Genomic DNA, 14,391 nt, shown 5'->3' with positions numbered 1-14,391 from the left:
CCCGGACGAGCTTCAACACTGCAAGGAGCCGCACCTGTGAGCAGTGCCGACGACCAGGCCACCACGACCAGCACCGAGCTGCGCGCCGACATCAGGCGACTGGGTGACCTCCTGGGCGAGACCCTCGTACGCCAGGAAGGCCCGGAACTCCTCGACCTGGTCGAGAAGGTCCGCCGCCTCACCCGCGAGGACGGCGAGGCCGCCGCCGAGCTGCTGCGCGGCATCGAACTGGACACCGCGGCCAAGCTGGTCCGCGCCTTCTCCACCTACTTCCACCTGGCCAACGTCACCGAGCAGGTGCACCGCGGCCGCGAACTGCGCGCCCGGCGCGCCGCCGAGGGCGGCCTCCTCGCCCGCACCGCCGACCGCCTCAAGGACGCCGACCCCGAGCACCTGCGGCAGACCGTCGAGCACCTCAACGTGCGCCCCGTCTTCACCGCACACCCGACCGAGGCCGCACGCCGCTCCGTCCTCAACAAGCTCCGCCGCGTCGCCGCCCTCCTGGACACCCCCGTCCTCGACTCCGACCGGCGCCGCCACGACGTCCGCCTCGCCGAGAACATCGACCTCGTCTGGCAGACCGACGAACTCCGCGTCGTCCGCCCCGAGCCCGCCGACGAGGCCCGCAACGCCATCTACTACCTCGACGAACTGCACGCCGACGCCGTCGGCGACGTCCTCGAGGACCTCACCGCCGAACTCGAGCGCGTCGGGGTCAGGCTCCCCGACCACGCCCGCCCCCTCACCTTCGGCACCTGGATCGGCGGCGACCGCGACGGCAACCCCAACGTCACCCCCCAGGTCACCTGGGACGTCCTCATCCTCCAGCACGAGCACGGCATCAACGACGCCCTGGAGATGATCGACGAACTGCGCGGCCTGCTCTCCAACTCCATCCGCTACACCGGCGCCACCCAGGAACTCCTCGACTCCCTCGACACCGACCTGGAACGCCTCCCCGAGATCAGCCCCCGCTACAAGCGCCTCAACGCCGAGGAGCCCTACCGGCTCAAGGCCACCTGCGTCCGGCAGAAGCTGGAGAACACCAAGCAGCGCCTCGCCAAGGGCACCGCCCACGAAGAGGGCCGCGACTACCTCGGCACCGGCGAACTCCTCACCGACCTGCGGATCATCCAGGCCTCCCTGCGCGAACACCGCGGCGCCCTCTTCGCCGACGGCCGCCTCAACCGCACCATCCGCACCCTCGCCGCCTTCGGCCTCCAGCTCGCCACCATGGACGTCCGCGAACACGCCGACGCCCACCACCACGCCCTCGGCCAGCTCTTCGACCGCCTCGGCGAGGAGTCCTGGCGCTACGCCGACATGCCCCGCGACTACCGCGCCAAGCTCCTCGCCAAGGAACTGCGCTCCCGCCGGCCCCTCGCCCCCACCCCCGCCCCCGTCGACGCGGCCGGACAGAAGACCCTCGGCGTCTTCGAGACCGTCAAGAAGGCCCTCGCGGTCTTCGGCCCCGAGGTCATCGAGTCCTACATCATCTCCATGTGCCAGGGCGCCGACGACGTCTTCGCCGCCGCCGTCCTCGCCCGCGAGGCCGGACTCCTCGACCTCCACGCGGGCTGGGCCAAGATCGGCATCGTGCCCCTCCTGGAGACCACCGACGAGCTGCGCGCCGCCGACACCATCCTCGAGGACATGCTCTCCGACCCGTCCTACCGGCGCCTCGTCGCGCTGCGCGGCGACGTCCAGGAGGTCATGCTCGGCTACTCCGACTCCTCCAAGTTCGGCGGCATCACCACCAGCCAGTGGGAGATCCACCGCGCCCAGCGCCGGCTGCGCGACGTCGCCCACCGCTACGGCGTCCGCCTGCGCCTCTTCCACGGCCGCGGCGGCACCGTCGGCCGCGGCGGCGGCCCCTCGCACGACGCCATCCTCGCCCAGCCCTGGGGCACCCTGGAGGGCGAGATCAAGGTGACCGAGCAGGGCGAGGTCATCTCCGACAAGTACCTCATCCCCTCCCTCGCCCGGGAGAACCTGGAGCTGACGGTCGCCGCCACCCTCCAGGCGTCCGCCCTGCACACCGCGCCCCGCCAGTCCGACGAGGCGCTCGCCCGCTGGGACGCGGCCATGGACGTCGTCTCCGACGCCGCCCACGCCGCCTACCGCCGGCTCGTCGAGGACCCCGACCTGCCGACGTACTTCCTCGCCTCCACGCCCGTCGACCAGCTCGCCGAGCTGCACCTGGGCTCGCGGCCCTCCCGCCGCCCCGGCTCGGGCGTCTCGCTCGACGGTCTGCGCGCCATCCCGTGGGTGTTCGGCTGGACCCAGTCCCGGCAGATCGTGCCCGGCTGGTTCGGCGTCGGCTCCGGCCTCAAGGCGCTGCGGGAGGCAGGCCTGCGGCAGGAAGGGGACACCGTGCTCGGCGAGATGCACGAACAGTGGCACTTCTTCCGCAACTTCATCTCCAACGTCGAGATGACCCTCGCCAAGACCGACCTGCGCATCGCCCAGCTCTACGTCGACACCCTCGTCCCCGACGAGCTCAAGCACGTCTTCGACACCATCAGGGCCGAACACGAGCTGACCGTCCGCGAGGTCCTGCGGGTCACCGGCGAACAGGAACTCCTCGCCGCCCAGCCCGCCCTCAAGCAGACCTTCGGCATCCGCGACGCCTACCTGGACCCCATCTCCTACCTCCAGGTCACCCTGCTCAAGCGCCAGCGCGACGAGGCCGCCGCCGGCGCCACCCCCGACCCACTGCTCTCCCGCGCCCTGCTCCTCACCGTCAACGGCGTGGCCGCCGGCCTGCGCAACACCGGCTGACCCGCACCCGAGACGAACAGTGCCCCCGGGGTCCTACGACCCCGGGGGCACCCCCGTATCCGCTCACCGCGCCGGACTACCGCACCGCCACGAACGCCGACGTCAGCAGAGCCGCTCCCGCAAGACCCAGCACCCACGCCACCCGCGTCAGCCGCATCCCGCCGGCCACCACCACCGCGGCCAGCAGCAACGCACCGCCCAGCGGCAGCCACGCGTACAGGATCCCGGCCGGGCCCGAACGCACCGCGTCCACGGTGCCCGGCTTCAGGATGACGTCGTACGTCCGCCCCTCGCGCACCGCCACCGACTTCTCCAGCTCCACGCGCGCGTGCGCCCGCGCCCCCGCCGACCCCGGCGAGAACGGCCCGCCGCAGGTGTCACCCGAACACCCGGTCACCCGCACCGTGCCCCGCTCGCGCCCCTTGGTCAGCATCACGTGCTGCGCGGTCCCCCAGGAACCCCATACCCCCGCGAAGAGGATCAGCGCGGCGAGGACACCCGTCGTCGCGACCCGCCCGAACCGCAACGCGGACACGGACGCCCGGCGGGCTGAGCTGGCAGAGGCAGGCATGGCCGGGATCATTGGCCAAACTCCCACGCGTGGTCAACTCAGGTGTCCGCGTCGAGCCACATGTCAGGAGTTGTACGCGCTCTGCGCCCGCTCCAGCCCCTCCGCCACCAGACTCTCCACCGCGTCCGCCGCCCGGTCCACGAAGTAGTCCAGCTCCTTGCGCTCCGCCGACGCGAAGTCCTTCAGCACGAAGTCCGCCACCTGCATACGGCCCGGCGGACGCCCGATCCCGAACCGCACCCGGTGGTACTCCGCCCCCATCGCCTTCGTCATCGACTTCAGCCCGTTGTGGCCGTTGTCGCCACCACCCAGCTTCAGCCGCAGCGTGCCGTAGTCGATGTCCAGCTCGTCGTGCACCGCCACGACGTTCGCCACCGGCACCTTGTAGAAGTCCCGCAGCGCGTTCACCGGACCTCCCGACAGGTTCATGAACGACATCGGCTTCGCCAGGATCACCCGCCGGCCGGCCGGCCCCACCGGGCCCATCCGCCCTTCCAGCGCCTGCGCCTGCGCCTTGCCCGCCCGCTTGAACTTCCCCCCGATCCGCTCCGCCAGCAGATCCACCACCATGAACCCGACGTTGTGCCGGTTCATCGCGTACTCCGGCCCCGGATTGCCGAGCCCCACGATCAGCCAGGGGCCCTCTGCGGGAGTGCTCACGTCCATGTCTCCTTGATACGCGCCAGCCGCTGTCCCCCACGGGAACAGCGGCTGACGAAACGACGACTACGAGGATCAGGCCTCGGCGACTTCCTCGCCCTCGGCCTCCTCGCCCTCCACGGCCTCCTCGACCTGCGCCTGCAGGACCTGGAGGACGACCGTGTCATCCTCGACGGCCAGCGAGATGCCGGACGGCAGGGCGATGTCCTTGGCGAGGACGGAGGCGCCGGCCTCCAGGCCCTCCACGGAGACCGTGAGCGACTCGGGGATGTGCGTGGCCTCGGCCTCGACCGGCAGCGCGTTCAGCACGTGCTCGAGCAGGTTGCCACCCGGGGCCAGCTCGCCCTCGGCGTGCACCGGAACCTCGACCGTGACCTTCTCGCCGCGCTTGACCAGCTGCAGGTCGACGTGCTCCAGGAAGCCCTTCAGCGGGTCACGCTGCACGGACTTCGGGATCGCCAGCTCGTTGCTCTTGCCGTCGATGTCCAGGGAGATCAGGACGTTCGGCGTACGCAGCGCCAGCAGCAGCTCGTGGCCCGGCAGGGTCAGGTGCAGCGGGTCGGAACCGTGGCCGTACAGGACACCCGGAACCTTGTTGTCGCGGCGGATACGACGGGCGGCACCCTTGCCGAACTCGGTGCGCGTCTCGGCGGTGAGCTTCACCTCGGACATGTTGATCACTCCTCGTCAAACAGATACGGACGTGGTCACCCGGCCACGAACGGCCTGCTACGAAGAGCGCGTCGATAACGGACAGCCGTCCCCGCATGAACGGAGTACGGCCTCCCTCGCCGAGCAACTGCAGCAGTCTACTCGGCAAGGGAGGCCGCACCCAAAAGGATCTTCAGTCAGCCCGCGTCAGGGCGCTGCAGAAACCTCACTGCTCGTCGAAGAGGCTGGTCACCGAGCCGTCCTGGAACACCTCACGCACCGCGCTCGCGATCGTCGGAGCGATCGACAGCACCTTGATCTTGTCCATGTCCGCCGCCAGCTCACCCGGCGTCGGCAGCGTGTTCGTGAACACGAACTCGCTCACCCGCGAGTTCTTCAGACGGTCCGCAGCCGGCCCCGACAGCACACCGTGCGTCGCCGTCACGATGACGTCCTCCGCACCGTGCGCGAACAGCGCGTCCGCCGCCGCACAGATCGTGCCACCCGTGTCGATCATGTCGTCGACCAGCACACACACCCGGCCCTCGACCTCACCCACGACCTCGTGGACGGTCACCTGGTTCGCCACGTCCTTGTCCCGGCGCTTGTGCACGATCGCCAGCGGCGCACCGAGCCGGTCGCACCACCGGTCCGCCACCCGCACCCGGCCCGCGTCCGGCGACACCACGGTCAGCTTCGACCGGTCCACCTTGCCGCCCACGTAGTCCGCCAGCAGCGGCAGCGCGAACAGGTGATCCACCGGACCGTCGAAGAAGCCCTGGATCTGGTCCGTGTGCAGATCCACCGTCAGGATCCGGTCGGCACCCGCGGTCTTCATCAGATCCGCGATCAGACGCGCCGAGATCGGTTCACGACCACGGTGCTTCTTGTCCTGCCGCGCGTAACCGTAGAACGGCACGATCACCGTGATGGAGCGGGCCGACGCACGCTTCAGCGCGTCGATCATGATCAGCTGCTCCATGATCCACTTGTTGATCGGAGCCGTGTGGCTCTGGATCAGGAAGCAGTCCGCACCTCGCGCCGACTCCTGGTAGCGAACGTAGATCTCGCCATTGGCGAAGTCGAAGGCCTTCGTCGGGACTACCCCGACATCCAACTGCTGGGCGACCTCCTCGGCAAGCTCGGGGTGGGCGCGGCCGGAGAAGAACATCAACTTCTTCTCGCCGGTCGTCTTGATCCCGGTCACAGCACTGTCTCCTCAGAGGTTCTCAGCCAGCCGGCTGCTCGGCGACCTCTCGGCTGGGCATGAGAGGCCGTATCAGCTGGTAGGGGTGCAGGGTGCACTCGTGCGGATGTGCACTTATCACGGTACGCCGTGTTTGGCGCACCCGTTTCCGGTCAGCCCTCGCGCTCGACCTGCCGCGACGCCGCCTCGGCCGCCTTCGCGGCCGAACTCCCAGGACGCTTGCGCGCCACCCAACCCTCGATATTCCGCTGCTGGCCACGGGCCACGGCCAGCGAACCGGGCGGCACGTCCTTCGTGATCACGGACCCGGCGGCGGTGTAGGCACCGTCCCCGACCGTGACAGGAGCCACAAACATGTTGTCCGAACCCGTCTTGCAGTGCGACCCGACGGTCGTGTGGTGCTTGCTCTCACCGTCGTAGTTCACGAACACGCTCGCCGCACCGATGTTCGTGAAGTCACCGATCGTCGCGTCACCCACGTACGACAGGTGCGGAACCTTCGTCCCCTCACCGATCGACGAGTTCTTCGTCTCCACGTACGTACCGATCTTGGCCTTCGCACCCAGCCGGGTCCCCGGCCGCAGATACGCGTACGGCCCCACCGACGCGCCCTCACCGACCCGGGCACCGTCCGACACCGTGTTGTCCACCCGCGCGCCCCGGCCCACCCGGGTGTCCTTCAGCCGGCTGTTCGGACCCACCTCGGCACCACCGCCGACGTGCGTCGAACCCGACAGCTGCGTGTTCGGATGCACCACCGAGTCCTGCTCGAACGTCACGGTCACGTCCACCCAGGTGCTCGCCGGGTCCACCACCGTCACGCCCTCCAGCATCGCGCGGGTCAGCAGCCGGTCGTTGAGGATCCGGCGCGCCTCCGCGAGCTGTACGCGGTTGTTGATCCCCGCGATCTCCCGGTGGTCGCCGGCCACCGACGCACCGACCCGGTGCCCCGCCTCGCGCAGGATCCCGAGGACGTCCGTCAGGTACTCCTCGCCCTGGCTGTTGTTCGTCCGCACCTTCTTCAGCGCGTCCGCGAGCAACTGCCCGTCGAAGGCGAACACCCCGCTGTTGATCTCCCGGATCGACCGCACGGCGTCCGACGCGTCCTTGTGCTCCACGATCGCGGTCACGGCACCCGTCGTCTCGTCCCGCACGATCCGGCCGTATCCGGTCGCGTCGGGCACCTCGGCGGTCAGCACCGTCACGGCGTTGCCGTCCGCGTGGTGGGCCGCCGCGAGCTTCTTCAGCGTGTCCGCGGTCAGCAGGGGCGTGTCACCGCACACCACGACCACGGTCCCGTCCACGGAACCGCCCAGTTCCTCCAGGCCCATCCGCACGGCGTGCCCCGTACCGTTCTGCTCCGCCTGCACGGCCGTGCGCACACCGGGGTCGATCTCGGTCAGGTGCGCGGCGACCTGCTCACGGGCGTGGCCCACGACGACGACCAGGTTCGCCGGGTCCAACTCGCGAGACGCGGCCAGCACATGACCGACCAGGGAACGGCCGCAGATCTGATGCAGGACCTTCGGTGTGGCCGACTTCATACGGGTGCCCTCACCCGCTGCGAGAACGACGACGGCTGCCGGGCGAATGGCGCTCACGGGGTTGCCCTTCGGCTCTGGATGGGTGGGGGTGACAGCCGCAGGATACCGGGGGGACACCGGGGGGAAATGAGCGCGGGCCCTGACGGTGGTGGCAGGGCCCGAACTTAGGTCTTGTGTGCTGTGGCTCCCCCGCAAGGATTCGAACCTTGTCCTGCTGGTACCAAAAACCAGTGTGCTGCCAGTTACACCACGGGGGACAGCGCTCCAGACCTTACCCGAGACGTGCCCGGGCCTGAGCGACGATTCCGCTCCACCAGCCCTCGATGCGGTTGTACAGATGGGCGCTCCTGGCCACGGAGACGACCAGGCAGCCGTGATAGTCGTCCCCGGTGTTCTTGCGGACCGTCTTGGGGTTGTGTTTCTTCAGTGTCGGCTTCGCGAAGACCGACTCGTCCACGTCGGCCACCTCCGCCCAGAAGCGGTGCGCGGCGGCCACGTCCGCCGACTCGTGGATGAGCACTCGGAACGACAGACGCTCCCGGTCCACGTCCAGGAGATCCAGCCACGCGAGGTAGGTCCGGATGACGCCGGCGTCACTGTTGACGAAGATCGCCCGCTCGCGTCGGTCGTAGGACTTGCTCTTCGCCCCCTCCGCCCAGTAGAGCGCGACGCCCGCCATGAACAGCTCGCGATCCGTCAGTTCACCGACGTCCTGAAGCGCCGTGATCCTGGATTTCCTGCGCTTGTCGTGTTCCGCGGCGCGGCAGCGCGCCAGCCCCTCCCGCATGAGTGCCTGCTGTTCTTCGGGGGTGTACCGCGGTTCCGGCTTCGGCAGGTCGCGGACCCACAGGGAGATCGAGCTCTTCGAGCAGCCCAGGGCCGCCTGGATGCGGTCGTAGGTCCAGCCCTGGAGGCGCAGCTCGCGGGCCTTCTCCCTCAGGTCGTCCTTCGCGTTCGGGCGTTTCGTCCATTCCGGCGGTGGTTCGCCCTTCACCAGTTGGTTGAGGATGTCGTTGTTGAAGACCTTCAGTTCGTCGCGGATCTGCCGGAGGCTGCGGCCCTCGCGGCGCAGGGCGATCGCTCGCTCCCGCAACGTCTCGAACTCCTCGTACCTGCCGCTTTTGCCGTTCGCATGTGTCATACGCATACCGTCCGGGCGGAATGCCGAGTTCCGGTCTCGAACGGGTGTGGTTCAGCAGTTCGAGGGACAGCGGCGGCTTTCGAGAGCCTCCGGTCACGGCGTGTGGTCTACGCCGGTCGGCGAAAGTCACCGGAAAAGCCTCCCCCCGCGCCCGTAGGCTGGACGCATGACCACGACGGGGGAAGAGCACGCCAGGGCCCTGACCGGCCCGTGGTGGTGGGCCAGGTGGCGCAGTGCGGTGCTCGACGGGAGTCTCGCCCTGGTGTCGGCCGTGGAGTGCGGCGCGGAGGGGATCCCGTTCGCGCACGACGCGGGGATCCCCGTGTCGGTGGGGATCGTGTTCGGTCTGATCGCCGGTTCGGTGCTGCTGGTGCGCCGAAAGTGGCCGATCGCCGTCGTGCTGGTCGCGATCGCGATCACGCCGGCCCAGATGGGTTTCCTGATGGGCATCGTCGGCCTGTACACGCTGGCGGCGTGCGAGCTGCCGCGCCGGATCATCGCGGCGCTGGCCGGGATGAGCCTGCTGGGCACGATGATCGTGACGTTCGTGCGGGTGCGGCAGGACATGGCACGGGGTGATCTGACCCTGGGCGACTGGTTCGTGCCGTTCGCCTCCATCACGACGTCCCTGGGGCTGACGGCGCCGCCGGTGCTGCTCGGGCTGTACGTCGGCGCGCGCCGCCGGCTGATGGAGAGCCTGCGGGAGCGGGCGGACAGTCTGGAGCGGGAGCTTCAGCTGCTCGCGGAGCGGGCCGAGGAGCGGGCCGAGTGGGCGCGCAACGAGGAGCGGACGCGGATCGCCCGGGAGATGCACGACGTCGTCGCGCACCGGGTGAGTCTGATGGTGGTGCACGCGGCGGCGTTGCAGGCGGTGGCGCCCAAGGACCCGGAGAAGGCCGTGAAGAACGCGGCGCTGGTCGGGGACATGGGGCGGCAGGCGCTCACGGAGTTGCGGGAGATGCTTGGGGTGCTGCGCGCCGGTGAGGACGCGGGGCGGCGTGCGGCTGCGGTGCCGCTGGTGGCGGTCGGGCTGGCCGCCGCGCAGGCGGCGTCGCGGGCGGTGGACGAGGCCGAGGGGCCGTGTCTGTCCGAGCTGGAGGAGCTGGTGGGGCAGTCGGCCGCCGCGGGGATGGTGGTGGCCCTGTCCGTGGAGGGGGAGGCGCGCGGGTACGCGGCCGAGGTGGAGCAGACGGCGTACCGGGTGGTGCAGGAGGCGTTGACGAACGTCCACAAGCACGCGGCGGGTGCGAAGACGTACGTGCGTCTGGCGCACCGGGGTGCGGAGATCGCGATGCAGGTGGAGAACGAGCCGCCGGAGCCGGGTTCGGGGTCCGCGGCGCGGTTGCCGTCGGGCGGCAACGGCCTGGTGGGGATGCGGGAGCGGGTCTTGGCGCTGGGCGGGGTGTTCGTGTCGGGGCCGACGGACGCGGGTGGTTTCCGGGTGTCGGCGGTGATTCCGGCGGTGTGACGGCGGGCGGGCCGGTCCGGTTGTCGGTTTGTCGGGTCGCCGGATCGTCGTGCCGTCAGGTTGTCGCGTCGTCGGTCCGGTCGGCGTTGCCGGCCCGCTGTCAGTCCGCTGTCGGCCCGTCGTCAGCCCGTGGTCAGCCGGGCCGGTTCGGTGCCGGCGATGAGGGTGGCCAGGGCGTGGTCGATGTCGGGGCCGACGTACCAGTCGCCGGTGTGGTCGACGGTGTAGACGCGGCCCTCGGTGTCGATGGCGAGGAGGGCGGCGGTGTCGGTCTCCTCGCCGAGGGGGCTGACCTCGGTGCCGAGGGCGCGGCCGAGGTCGCCGAGGGTGCGGGCGAGGTGGAGGCCGTGCAGGGGGTCGAGGTGGAGGGTGGCGGGGGCGACCTGGCGACCGGGTCCGCCGGGGGTGATGTGGAGTCCGCCGAACTCGGCCCAGGCCTCGACGGCGGCGGGGAAGACGGTGTGCCGGTGTCCGGCGGGCGAGGTGTGCTCGCGCAGGGTGTCGGCCCAGTACTCGGCCTGTTTTATGTCCCAGCGGCCGGGCTGCCAGCCGGCGGTGCGCAGGGCGGCGTCGACGGGGACGGGGAAGCGGGTGGTCGAGGTGCGGTCGGGGTGCATCGGCCTTCGATCGTCGTGTGTGCCTGGTGGTTCCGTGGGCGCCGGGGGTGGTTCAGCCGTCGGTCGCGGTGGGGTCGACGATGCGGACGCCGAAGTGGGCGCTGAGGGCGGTGCAGGCGCGGCAGGGCGCGGCGAAGCTGCCGTGGAGGGGGTCGCCGTCCTCGCGTATGCGGCGGGCGGTGAGTTTGGCCTGTTTGAGGGCCTTGCGGGCTTCGCCGTTGGTCATGGGTCTGCGGGCGGCGCGTTTGCTGCGGGCGGCGTCGGCGACGGCGATCTGCCGGGAGATGAGGATGGTCTCGGCGCAGCGGCCGGTGAAGCGGTCGCGCTGGGCGCTGGTGAGGGTGTCGAGGAAGTCCTGCACGAGCGGGTGCAGGGCCGGGGGCTGGTCGCCGCGGGCGGCGGTGCCGGTGAGGGTGGCGCCGCGGACGGAGAGGGCGGCGGCGACGGTGGGCAGGATGCCGTCGCGGCGGTGCAGGAGCGTGGGGACGGGGGGCGTGCCGGTGCCGCTCCAGCCGATGCGAGGGTCGCCGGCCCGCACCTCGGTACCTCCGGTCTGCAAGGTGTTCATGATCGTCATCCCCTCCCGGGCATCCCCCCGAAGGACACAGAGTGCCAAATGCCGTGGCTCGTGCGGAAGCTGGGGCGGCGCGACACGCCCGTGGCGATTCGGGCCGTCACGGTGGGGTGACGGCTGGTCACGGAAGCGGAGGGGGGAAGTGAGGGGGTGGGGTGGCGGGCCGGTGACCGGTGTGCGGGTACCGCATAGGCTGTCGGCGTCCGCGATCGACACCGCCGTTCAGGCCAGAGAGAACGCCGCAGGGGGCAACTGCCATGACGACAGGTCGGCTCGGGCTGGGGGCACCGGCCAGCCGCCAGGCCGGGGGAGAAGCCGTGCCGCCGAACGCGGCCTATGCCGGGCAGGTCGTGCACTTCCCGGATCCGGTCCGGGCGGCGCGTCACCCCAGAGGGGTACGGGTCGATGAGCATGGCTACCCGGATTTCTCGCCGTACGCGCGGGCGGCGGCGGAGATCGCCGATCCCCCGGAGGGTTTCGGGGTCGACGAACTGCGGCTGACGGACTACGTGTCGGCGAACGCGGCGCTGGCCGCTTCGGGGCACGAGTTGTGGGACACGGTGCCGGATGTGGCGACGCCGCACGGCTGGACGTGGCACCACGTGCTCGGTTCGCGGCGGCTGGAGCTGGTTCCGGTCGAGGTGAAGGCGTTGCTGCGGCACCACGGTGGGGTGGCGACGGCCCGGGTCGACCAGGGCAAGCGGGGCACGCGGCCGTTGCAGGAGACGCGTCCGGCGCACTTCGGTCTGCCGAAGTCGGGTGTGGCGGTGACGGAGTCGCAGGTGCTGGCCGTCGAGGAGGATCTGGGCTACCGGTTGCCGGGTGGCTATCGGACGTTCCTGAAGGCGGCGGGCGGTTGCGCGCCGGTGGGCGCGGCGCTGGACGCCGAGTTGGGCCTGCTGCTGGACCAGCCGTTCTTCACGGTGCGGGACGAGGCGGCGGTCAACGACCTGGTGTACGTGAACAAGTGCCTGCGTGACCATCTGACGAAGGATTATCTGGGCGTCGGTTTCGTCCAGGGCGGGCTGCTCGCGGTGAAGGTGCGCGGCGAGCGGGCCGGTTCGGTGTGGTTCTGCGCGTACGACGATGTGCGGGACGTGGATCCGTCGTGGTCGCCGGCGGAGCGGGTGGAGCGGTTGCTGCTGCCGTGCGGTGACGACTTCGACGGGTTCCTGGCGCGGCTCGCGGGCAATCCGCCGGAGCTGGAGACGGTGGCGAACCTGATGGTGGACGGCGGGTTCGCGCGTGCGGTCGCGGTGTCGTCCGGCCCGGTGGGGGAGTGAGGTCCGAGCGATGGTGACTTTCGCGCAGGCGCAGGAGCGCGCCGAGGAGTGGATCAACGGGGACGTCCCGGCGTACCAGCACCGTGAGGTGCGGGTGCGGGAGTTCGAGCTGGGTTTCGTGGTGTGGGGCGAGGACCGTGCGGAGGGCCCGCGTTCGGACGCGGGCGCGCAGCGGCTCGTCATCGCGCGGGACAGCGGTGAGGCGACGTTGTGGCCCGCGTTGCCGGTGGGTGAGGTGATCCGCCGGTACGAGGAGGAGTACGGCCGTGGCGACGAGGTCGAGGACGCGGTGCCGGCGCCGGCCGCCCGAGTGGACCTGAACCAGACGTCGTTCCTGCTGAGTCCGCCGGAGTGGTTGCAGGAGGCGGCGGACAAGCTGGGGATTCCGGACCGGCGTGCCGGTGCGGGTGCGGGTGACGCGGCTCCGGGGCCGTCCGGTCCGTCCGAGCCGGTCGACGCGGTGCCGCCGGCGCCGGTGCCTTCGGCGGGTTCCGGTGGGTTCGGCGCGTCGGGTGGCGGTGCCGCCGGGGGCGGTGCGCTGGCCGAGACGCAGGCGGGGGTTCCGGTGGGGGCCGATGCCGCCGCTTCCGCTCCTGTTCCGGCCCCCGCTCCGCCTGCCGCCGCTGCGCAGGCTCCCGCTCAGGCTCCGGCCTCCGGTGCGGGTGCGGGTGCGGCCGGTGGGCCGGGGAGCGGTGCCTCGTGGCCGGCCGCCGGCGCGCAGGACGTGCCGGCCGGTGCCACGCCGTGGGCCGGTACGGACACCAACGCGGATTCCGGTGAGGACCGCTCGGTGCCGTTGCCCGCGACGGTGTTCGCGCCGCCGCTGAGCGATCCGGACGCGGCGGGTCCGCGGCCTCCGGCGGTCGCGCCGGAGGCGAAGACGGCGCTGATGTCGGGGGGCAGCCAGTTGCCCGCCACGGCGGTCGCGCCGGCACTGGACGCGTCGGGCGTGCCGGGGGCGCAGTCCCCCCGGAACGCGCCGGGCGCTGCGTCGCACGGCACGCCTCCGCCGCCTCCGGGCACGCCCCCGCAGGGCGCCCCCTCCTACGCTCCGGCTTCCGGTGCGCAGGCCGGGCCTCCCGCCGGTCCGGGTGTTCCCCCGGGCAGCACGCCTCCGCCGCCGCCTGGCGGCGAGCCCTACGGCTATCCGCAGGGTCCCGCCGGTCCGGGTGTCCCTCCGGGTGCTCCCGGTTACGGCTATCCGCAGGGGCCGGGCGCCGGTCCGCACGCGCCGCAGCCGCCGGCCGGGCCGGGGCGTCCGCTTCCGCCCCACGCCGGTGACATCGCCGACGCGGCGACCAGCAAGGCCGCTCCGCCGCCGCGCAAGGCGCGCGGTGGGGCGGGCGCTCCGCCGCCTCCGCCGGGCGCCCCGGGTGCGCCGGGCGCGCGTCCGGGGAGCATGCCACCGCCCCCGCCCGGTACGCCCGGTGCGCCCGCGGGCGGGTACATCCCGACCCAGCTGGTGTCGGCGCTCGGGCCCGAGGGGCCGGAAGGACCCGGTGCTCCCGGTGGTCCGGCGGGTGCCGGAGCGGCCCAGGGGCAGGGCCCCGGCGGTGCTCCGCACGCGCCGGGTGCTCCCGGCGCTCCCGGCGTTCCGGGTGGCACGCCTCCCGGTGGTATGCACCACGCGGCCACGGTGTTCGCCGACCCGAGCCTGAGGGGAGCCGGGTCCCAGCCTCCCGGCGCCCCTGGCGCTCCGGGTGTTCCGGGTACCCCGGGCGTTCCGAACCCCCCAGGCGCCCCGGCGGCTCCGGGCGCCCCCGGCATGCCTCCGGGCCCCGGGGCACCGCACCTCGCGGGCGCCCCCGGCGCACCTCAGCCGCCCGGCGGTCCCGGTGGTGCGCGCGGTGCGGTGCACCACGCGGAGACCGTGCTGGCCGCGCCTCCCGTGGCC

At 71.7% G+C, this 14,391-nt stretch carries 11 protein-coding genes, 1 tRNA gene and 1 pseudogene; 4 read left to right on the top strand and 9 right to left on the bottom strand.

The window, feature by feature from the left end; translation table 11 throughout:
• The first annotated feature begins 36 nt into the window (after window positions 1-36).
• Entirely contained in the window at window positions 37-2,781 is a 2,745-nt protein-coding gene (gene ppc, locus PV343_RS18840; RefSeq protein ID WP_319148093.1) for a phosphoenolpyruvate carboxylase, read from the top strand.
• 76 nt (window positions 2,782-2,857) lie between these two features.
• Here ppc and PV343_RS18835 read toward each other — a convergent pair whose 3' ends face one another.
• The 7 genes from PV343_RS18835 to PV343_RS18805 form a co-directional block, all read right to left on the bottom strand.
• Window positions 2,858-3,364 (bottom strand): hypothetical protein, encoded by a 507-nt coding sequence (locus PV343_RS18835; RefSeq protein ID WP_319148092.1) that lies wholly within the window; start codon window positions 3,362-3,364, stop codon window positions 2,858-2,860.
• A 51-nt stretch (window positions 3,365-3,415) separates the two neighbouring features.
• The gene (pth, locus tag PV343_RS18830) at window positions 3,416-4,018 is read right to left on the bottom strand and encodes an aminoacyl-tRNA hydrolase (protein ID WP_319148091.1); all 603 of its coding nucleotides are present in this window, start codon (window positions 4,016-4,018) and stop codon (window positions 3,416-3,418) included.
• Between the two features lie 69 nt (window positions 4,019-4,087).
• Window positions 4,088-4,684: a 50S ribosomal protein L25/general stress protein Ctc gene (locus PV343_RS18825; protein WP_319148090.1), complete on the bottom strand. Its 597-nt coding sequence runs from the start codon at window positions 4,682-4,684 to the stop codon at window positions 4,088-4,090.
• A 205-nt stretch (window positions 4,685-4,889) separates the two neighbouring features.
• Window positions 4,890-5,870, bottom strand: coding sequence for a ribose-phosphate diphosphokinase (locus PV343_RS18820; protein WP_319148089.1), 981 nt, complete (start codon window positions 5,868-5,870; stop codon window positions 4,890-4,892).
• A gap of 152 nt (window positions 5,871-6,022) precedes the next feature.
• A complete protein-coding gene (glmU, locus tag PV343_RS18815; RefSeq protein ID WP_319148088.1) occupies window positions 6,023-7,471 on the bottom strand; it encodes a bifunctional UDP-N-acetylglucosamine diphosphorylase/glucosamine-1-phosphate N-acetyltransferase GlmU in 1,449 nt (482 codons plus the stop codon).
• A gap of 124 nt (window positions 7,472-7,595) precedes the next feature.
• Window positions 7,596-7,671, bottom strand: a tRNA-Gln gene (locus PV343_RS18810).
• Window positions 7,672-7,685: 14 nt separating this feature from the next.
• A complete protein-coding gene (locus PV343_RS18805) occupies window positions 7,686-8,555 on the bottom strand; it encodes a hypothetical protein (protein ID WP_319148087.1) in 870 nt (289 codons plus the stop codon).
• Between the two features lie 166 nt (window positions 8,556-8,721).
• On the opposite strand from PV343_RS18805, the gene PV343_RS18800 reads away from it, so the two are divergent.
• A complete protein-coding gene (locus tag PV343_RS18800) occupies window positions 8,722-10,023 on the top strand; it encodes a sensor histidine kinase (protein ID WP_319148086.1) in 1,302 nt (433 codons plus the stop codon).
• 122 nt (window positions 10,024-10,145) lie between these two features.
• Here PV343_RS18800 and PV343_RS18795 read toward each other — a convergent pair whose 3' ends face one another.
• Both PV343_RS18795 and PV343_RS18790 read right to left on the bottom strand, forming a co-directional pair.
• Entirely contained in the window at window positions 10,146-10,640 is a 495-nt protein-coding gene (locus PV343_RS18795; RefSeq protein WP_319148085.1) for an SUKH-3 domain-containing protein, read from the bottom strand.
• Between the two features lie 52 nt (window positions 10,641-10,692).
• The gene (locus tag PV343_RS18790) at window positions 10,693-11,217 is read right to left on the bottom strand and encodes a YwqJ-related putative deaminase (protein ID WP_319148084.1); all 525 of its coding nucleotides are present in this window, start codon (window positions 11,215-11,217) and stop codon (window positions 10,693-10,695) included.
• Window positions 11,218-11,471: 254 nt separating this feature from the next.
• Between PV343_RS18790 and PV343_RS18785 the strand changes: the two genes are divergently transcribed.
• Both PV343_RS18785 and PV343_RS18780 read left to right on the top strand, forming a co-directional pair.
• Entirely contained in the window at window positions 11,472-12,497 is a 1,026-nt protein-coding gene (locus PV343_RS18785; protein ID WP_319148083.1) for an SMI1/KNR4 family protein, read from the top strand.
• 10 nt (window positions 12,498-12,507) lie between these two features.
• Window positions 12,508-14,391: pseudogene (locus PV343_RS18780) on the top strand (hypothetical protein); the annotation flags it as partial.

This window comes from Streptomyces sp. WI03-4A, assembly GCF_033792105.1.
GTDB classification, from domain to species: Bacteria; Actinomycetota; Actinomycetes; order Streptomycetales; family Streptomycetaceae; genus Streptomyces; species Streptomyces collinus_A.
The sequence above is the reverse complement of the archived record's forward strand: the minus strand, read 5'-3'. Positions and strand labels throughout refer to the sequence as shown.

What these genes read in the sequence shown, in the direction of transcription:
- PV343_RS18835 (WP_319148092.1), bottom strand. Translation starts at nt 3,364, where the DNA reads ATGATCCCGGCCATGCCTGCCTCTGCCAGCTCAGCCCGCCGGGCGTCC.
- pth (WP_319148091.1), bottom strand. Translation starts at nt 4,018, where the DNA reads ATGGACGTGAGCACTCCCGCAGAGGGCCCCTGGCTGATCGTGGGGCTC.
- PV343_RS18825 (WP_319148090.1), bottom strand. Translation starts at nt 4,684, where the DNA reads ATGTCCGAGGTGAAGCTCACCGCCGAGACGCGCACCGAGTTCGGCAAG.
- PV343_RS18805 (WP_319148087.1), bottom strand. Translation starts at nt 8,555, where the DNA reads ATGACACATGCGAACGGCAAAAGCGGCAGGTACGAGGAGTTCGAGACG.
- PV343_RS18800 (WP_319148086.1), top strand. Translation starts at nt 8,722, where the DNA reads ATGACCACGACGGGGGAAGAGCACGCCAGGGCCCTGACCGGCCCGTGG.
- PV343_RS18795 (WP_319148085.1), bottom strand. Translation starts at nt 10,640, where the DNA reads ATGCACCCCGACCGCACCTCGACCACCCGCTTCCCCGTCCCCGTCGAC.
- PV343_RS18790 (WP_319148084.1), bottom strand. Translation starts at nt 11,217, where the DNA reads ATGACGATCATGAACACCTTGCAGACCGGAGGTACCGAGGTGCGGGCC.
- PV343_RS18785 (WP_319148083.1), top strand. Translation starts at nt 11,472, where the DNA reads ATGACGACAGGTCGGCTCGGGCTGGGGGCACCGGCCAGCCGCCAGGCC.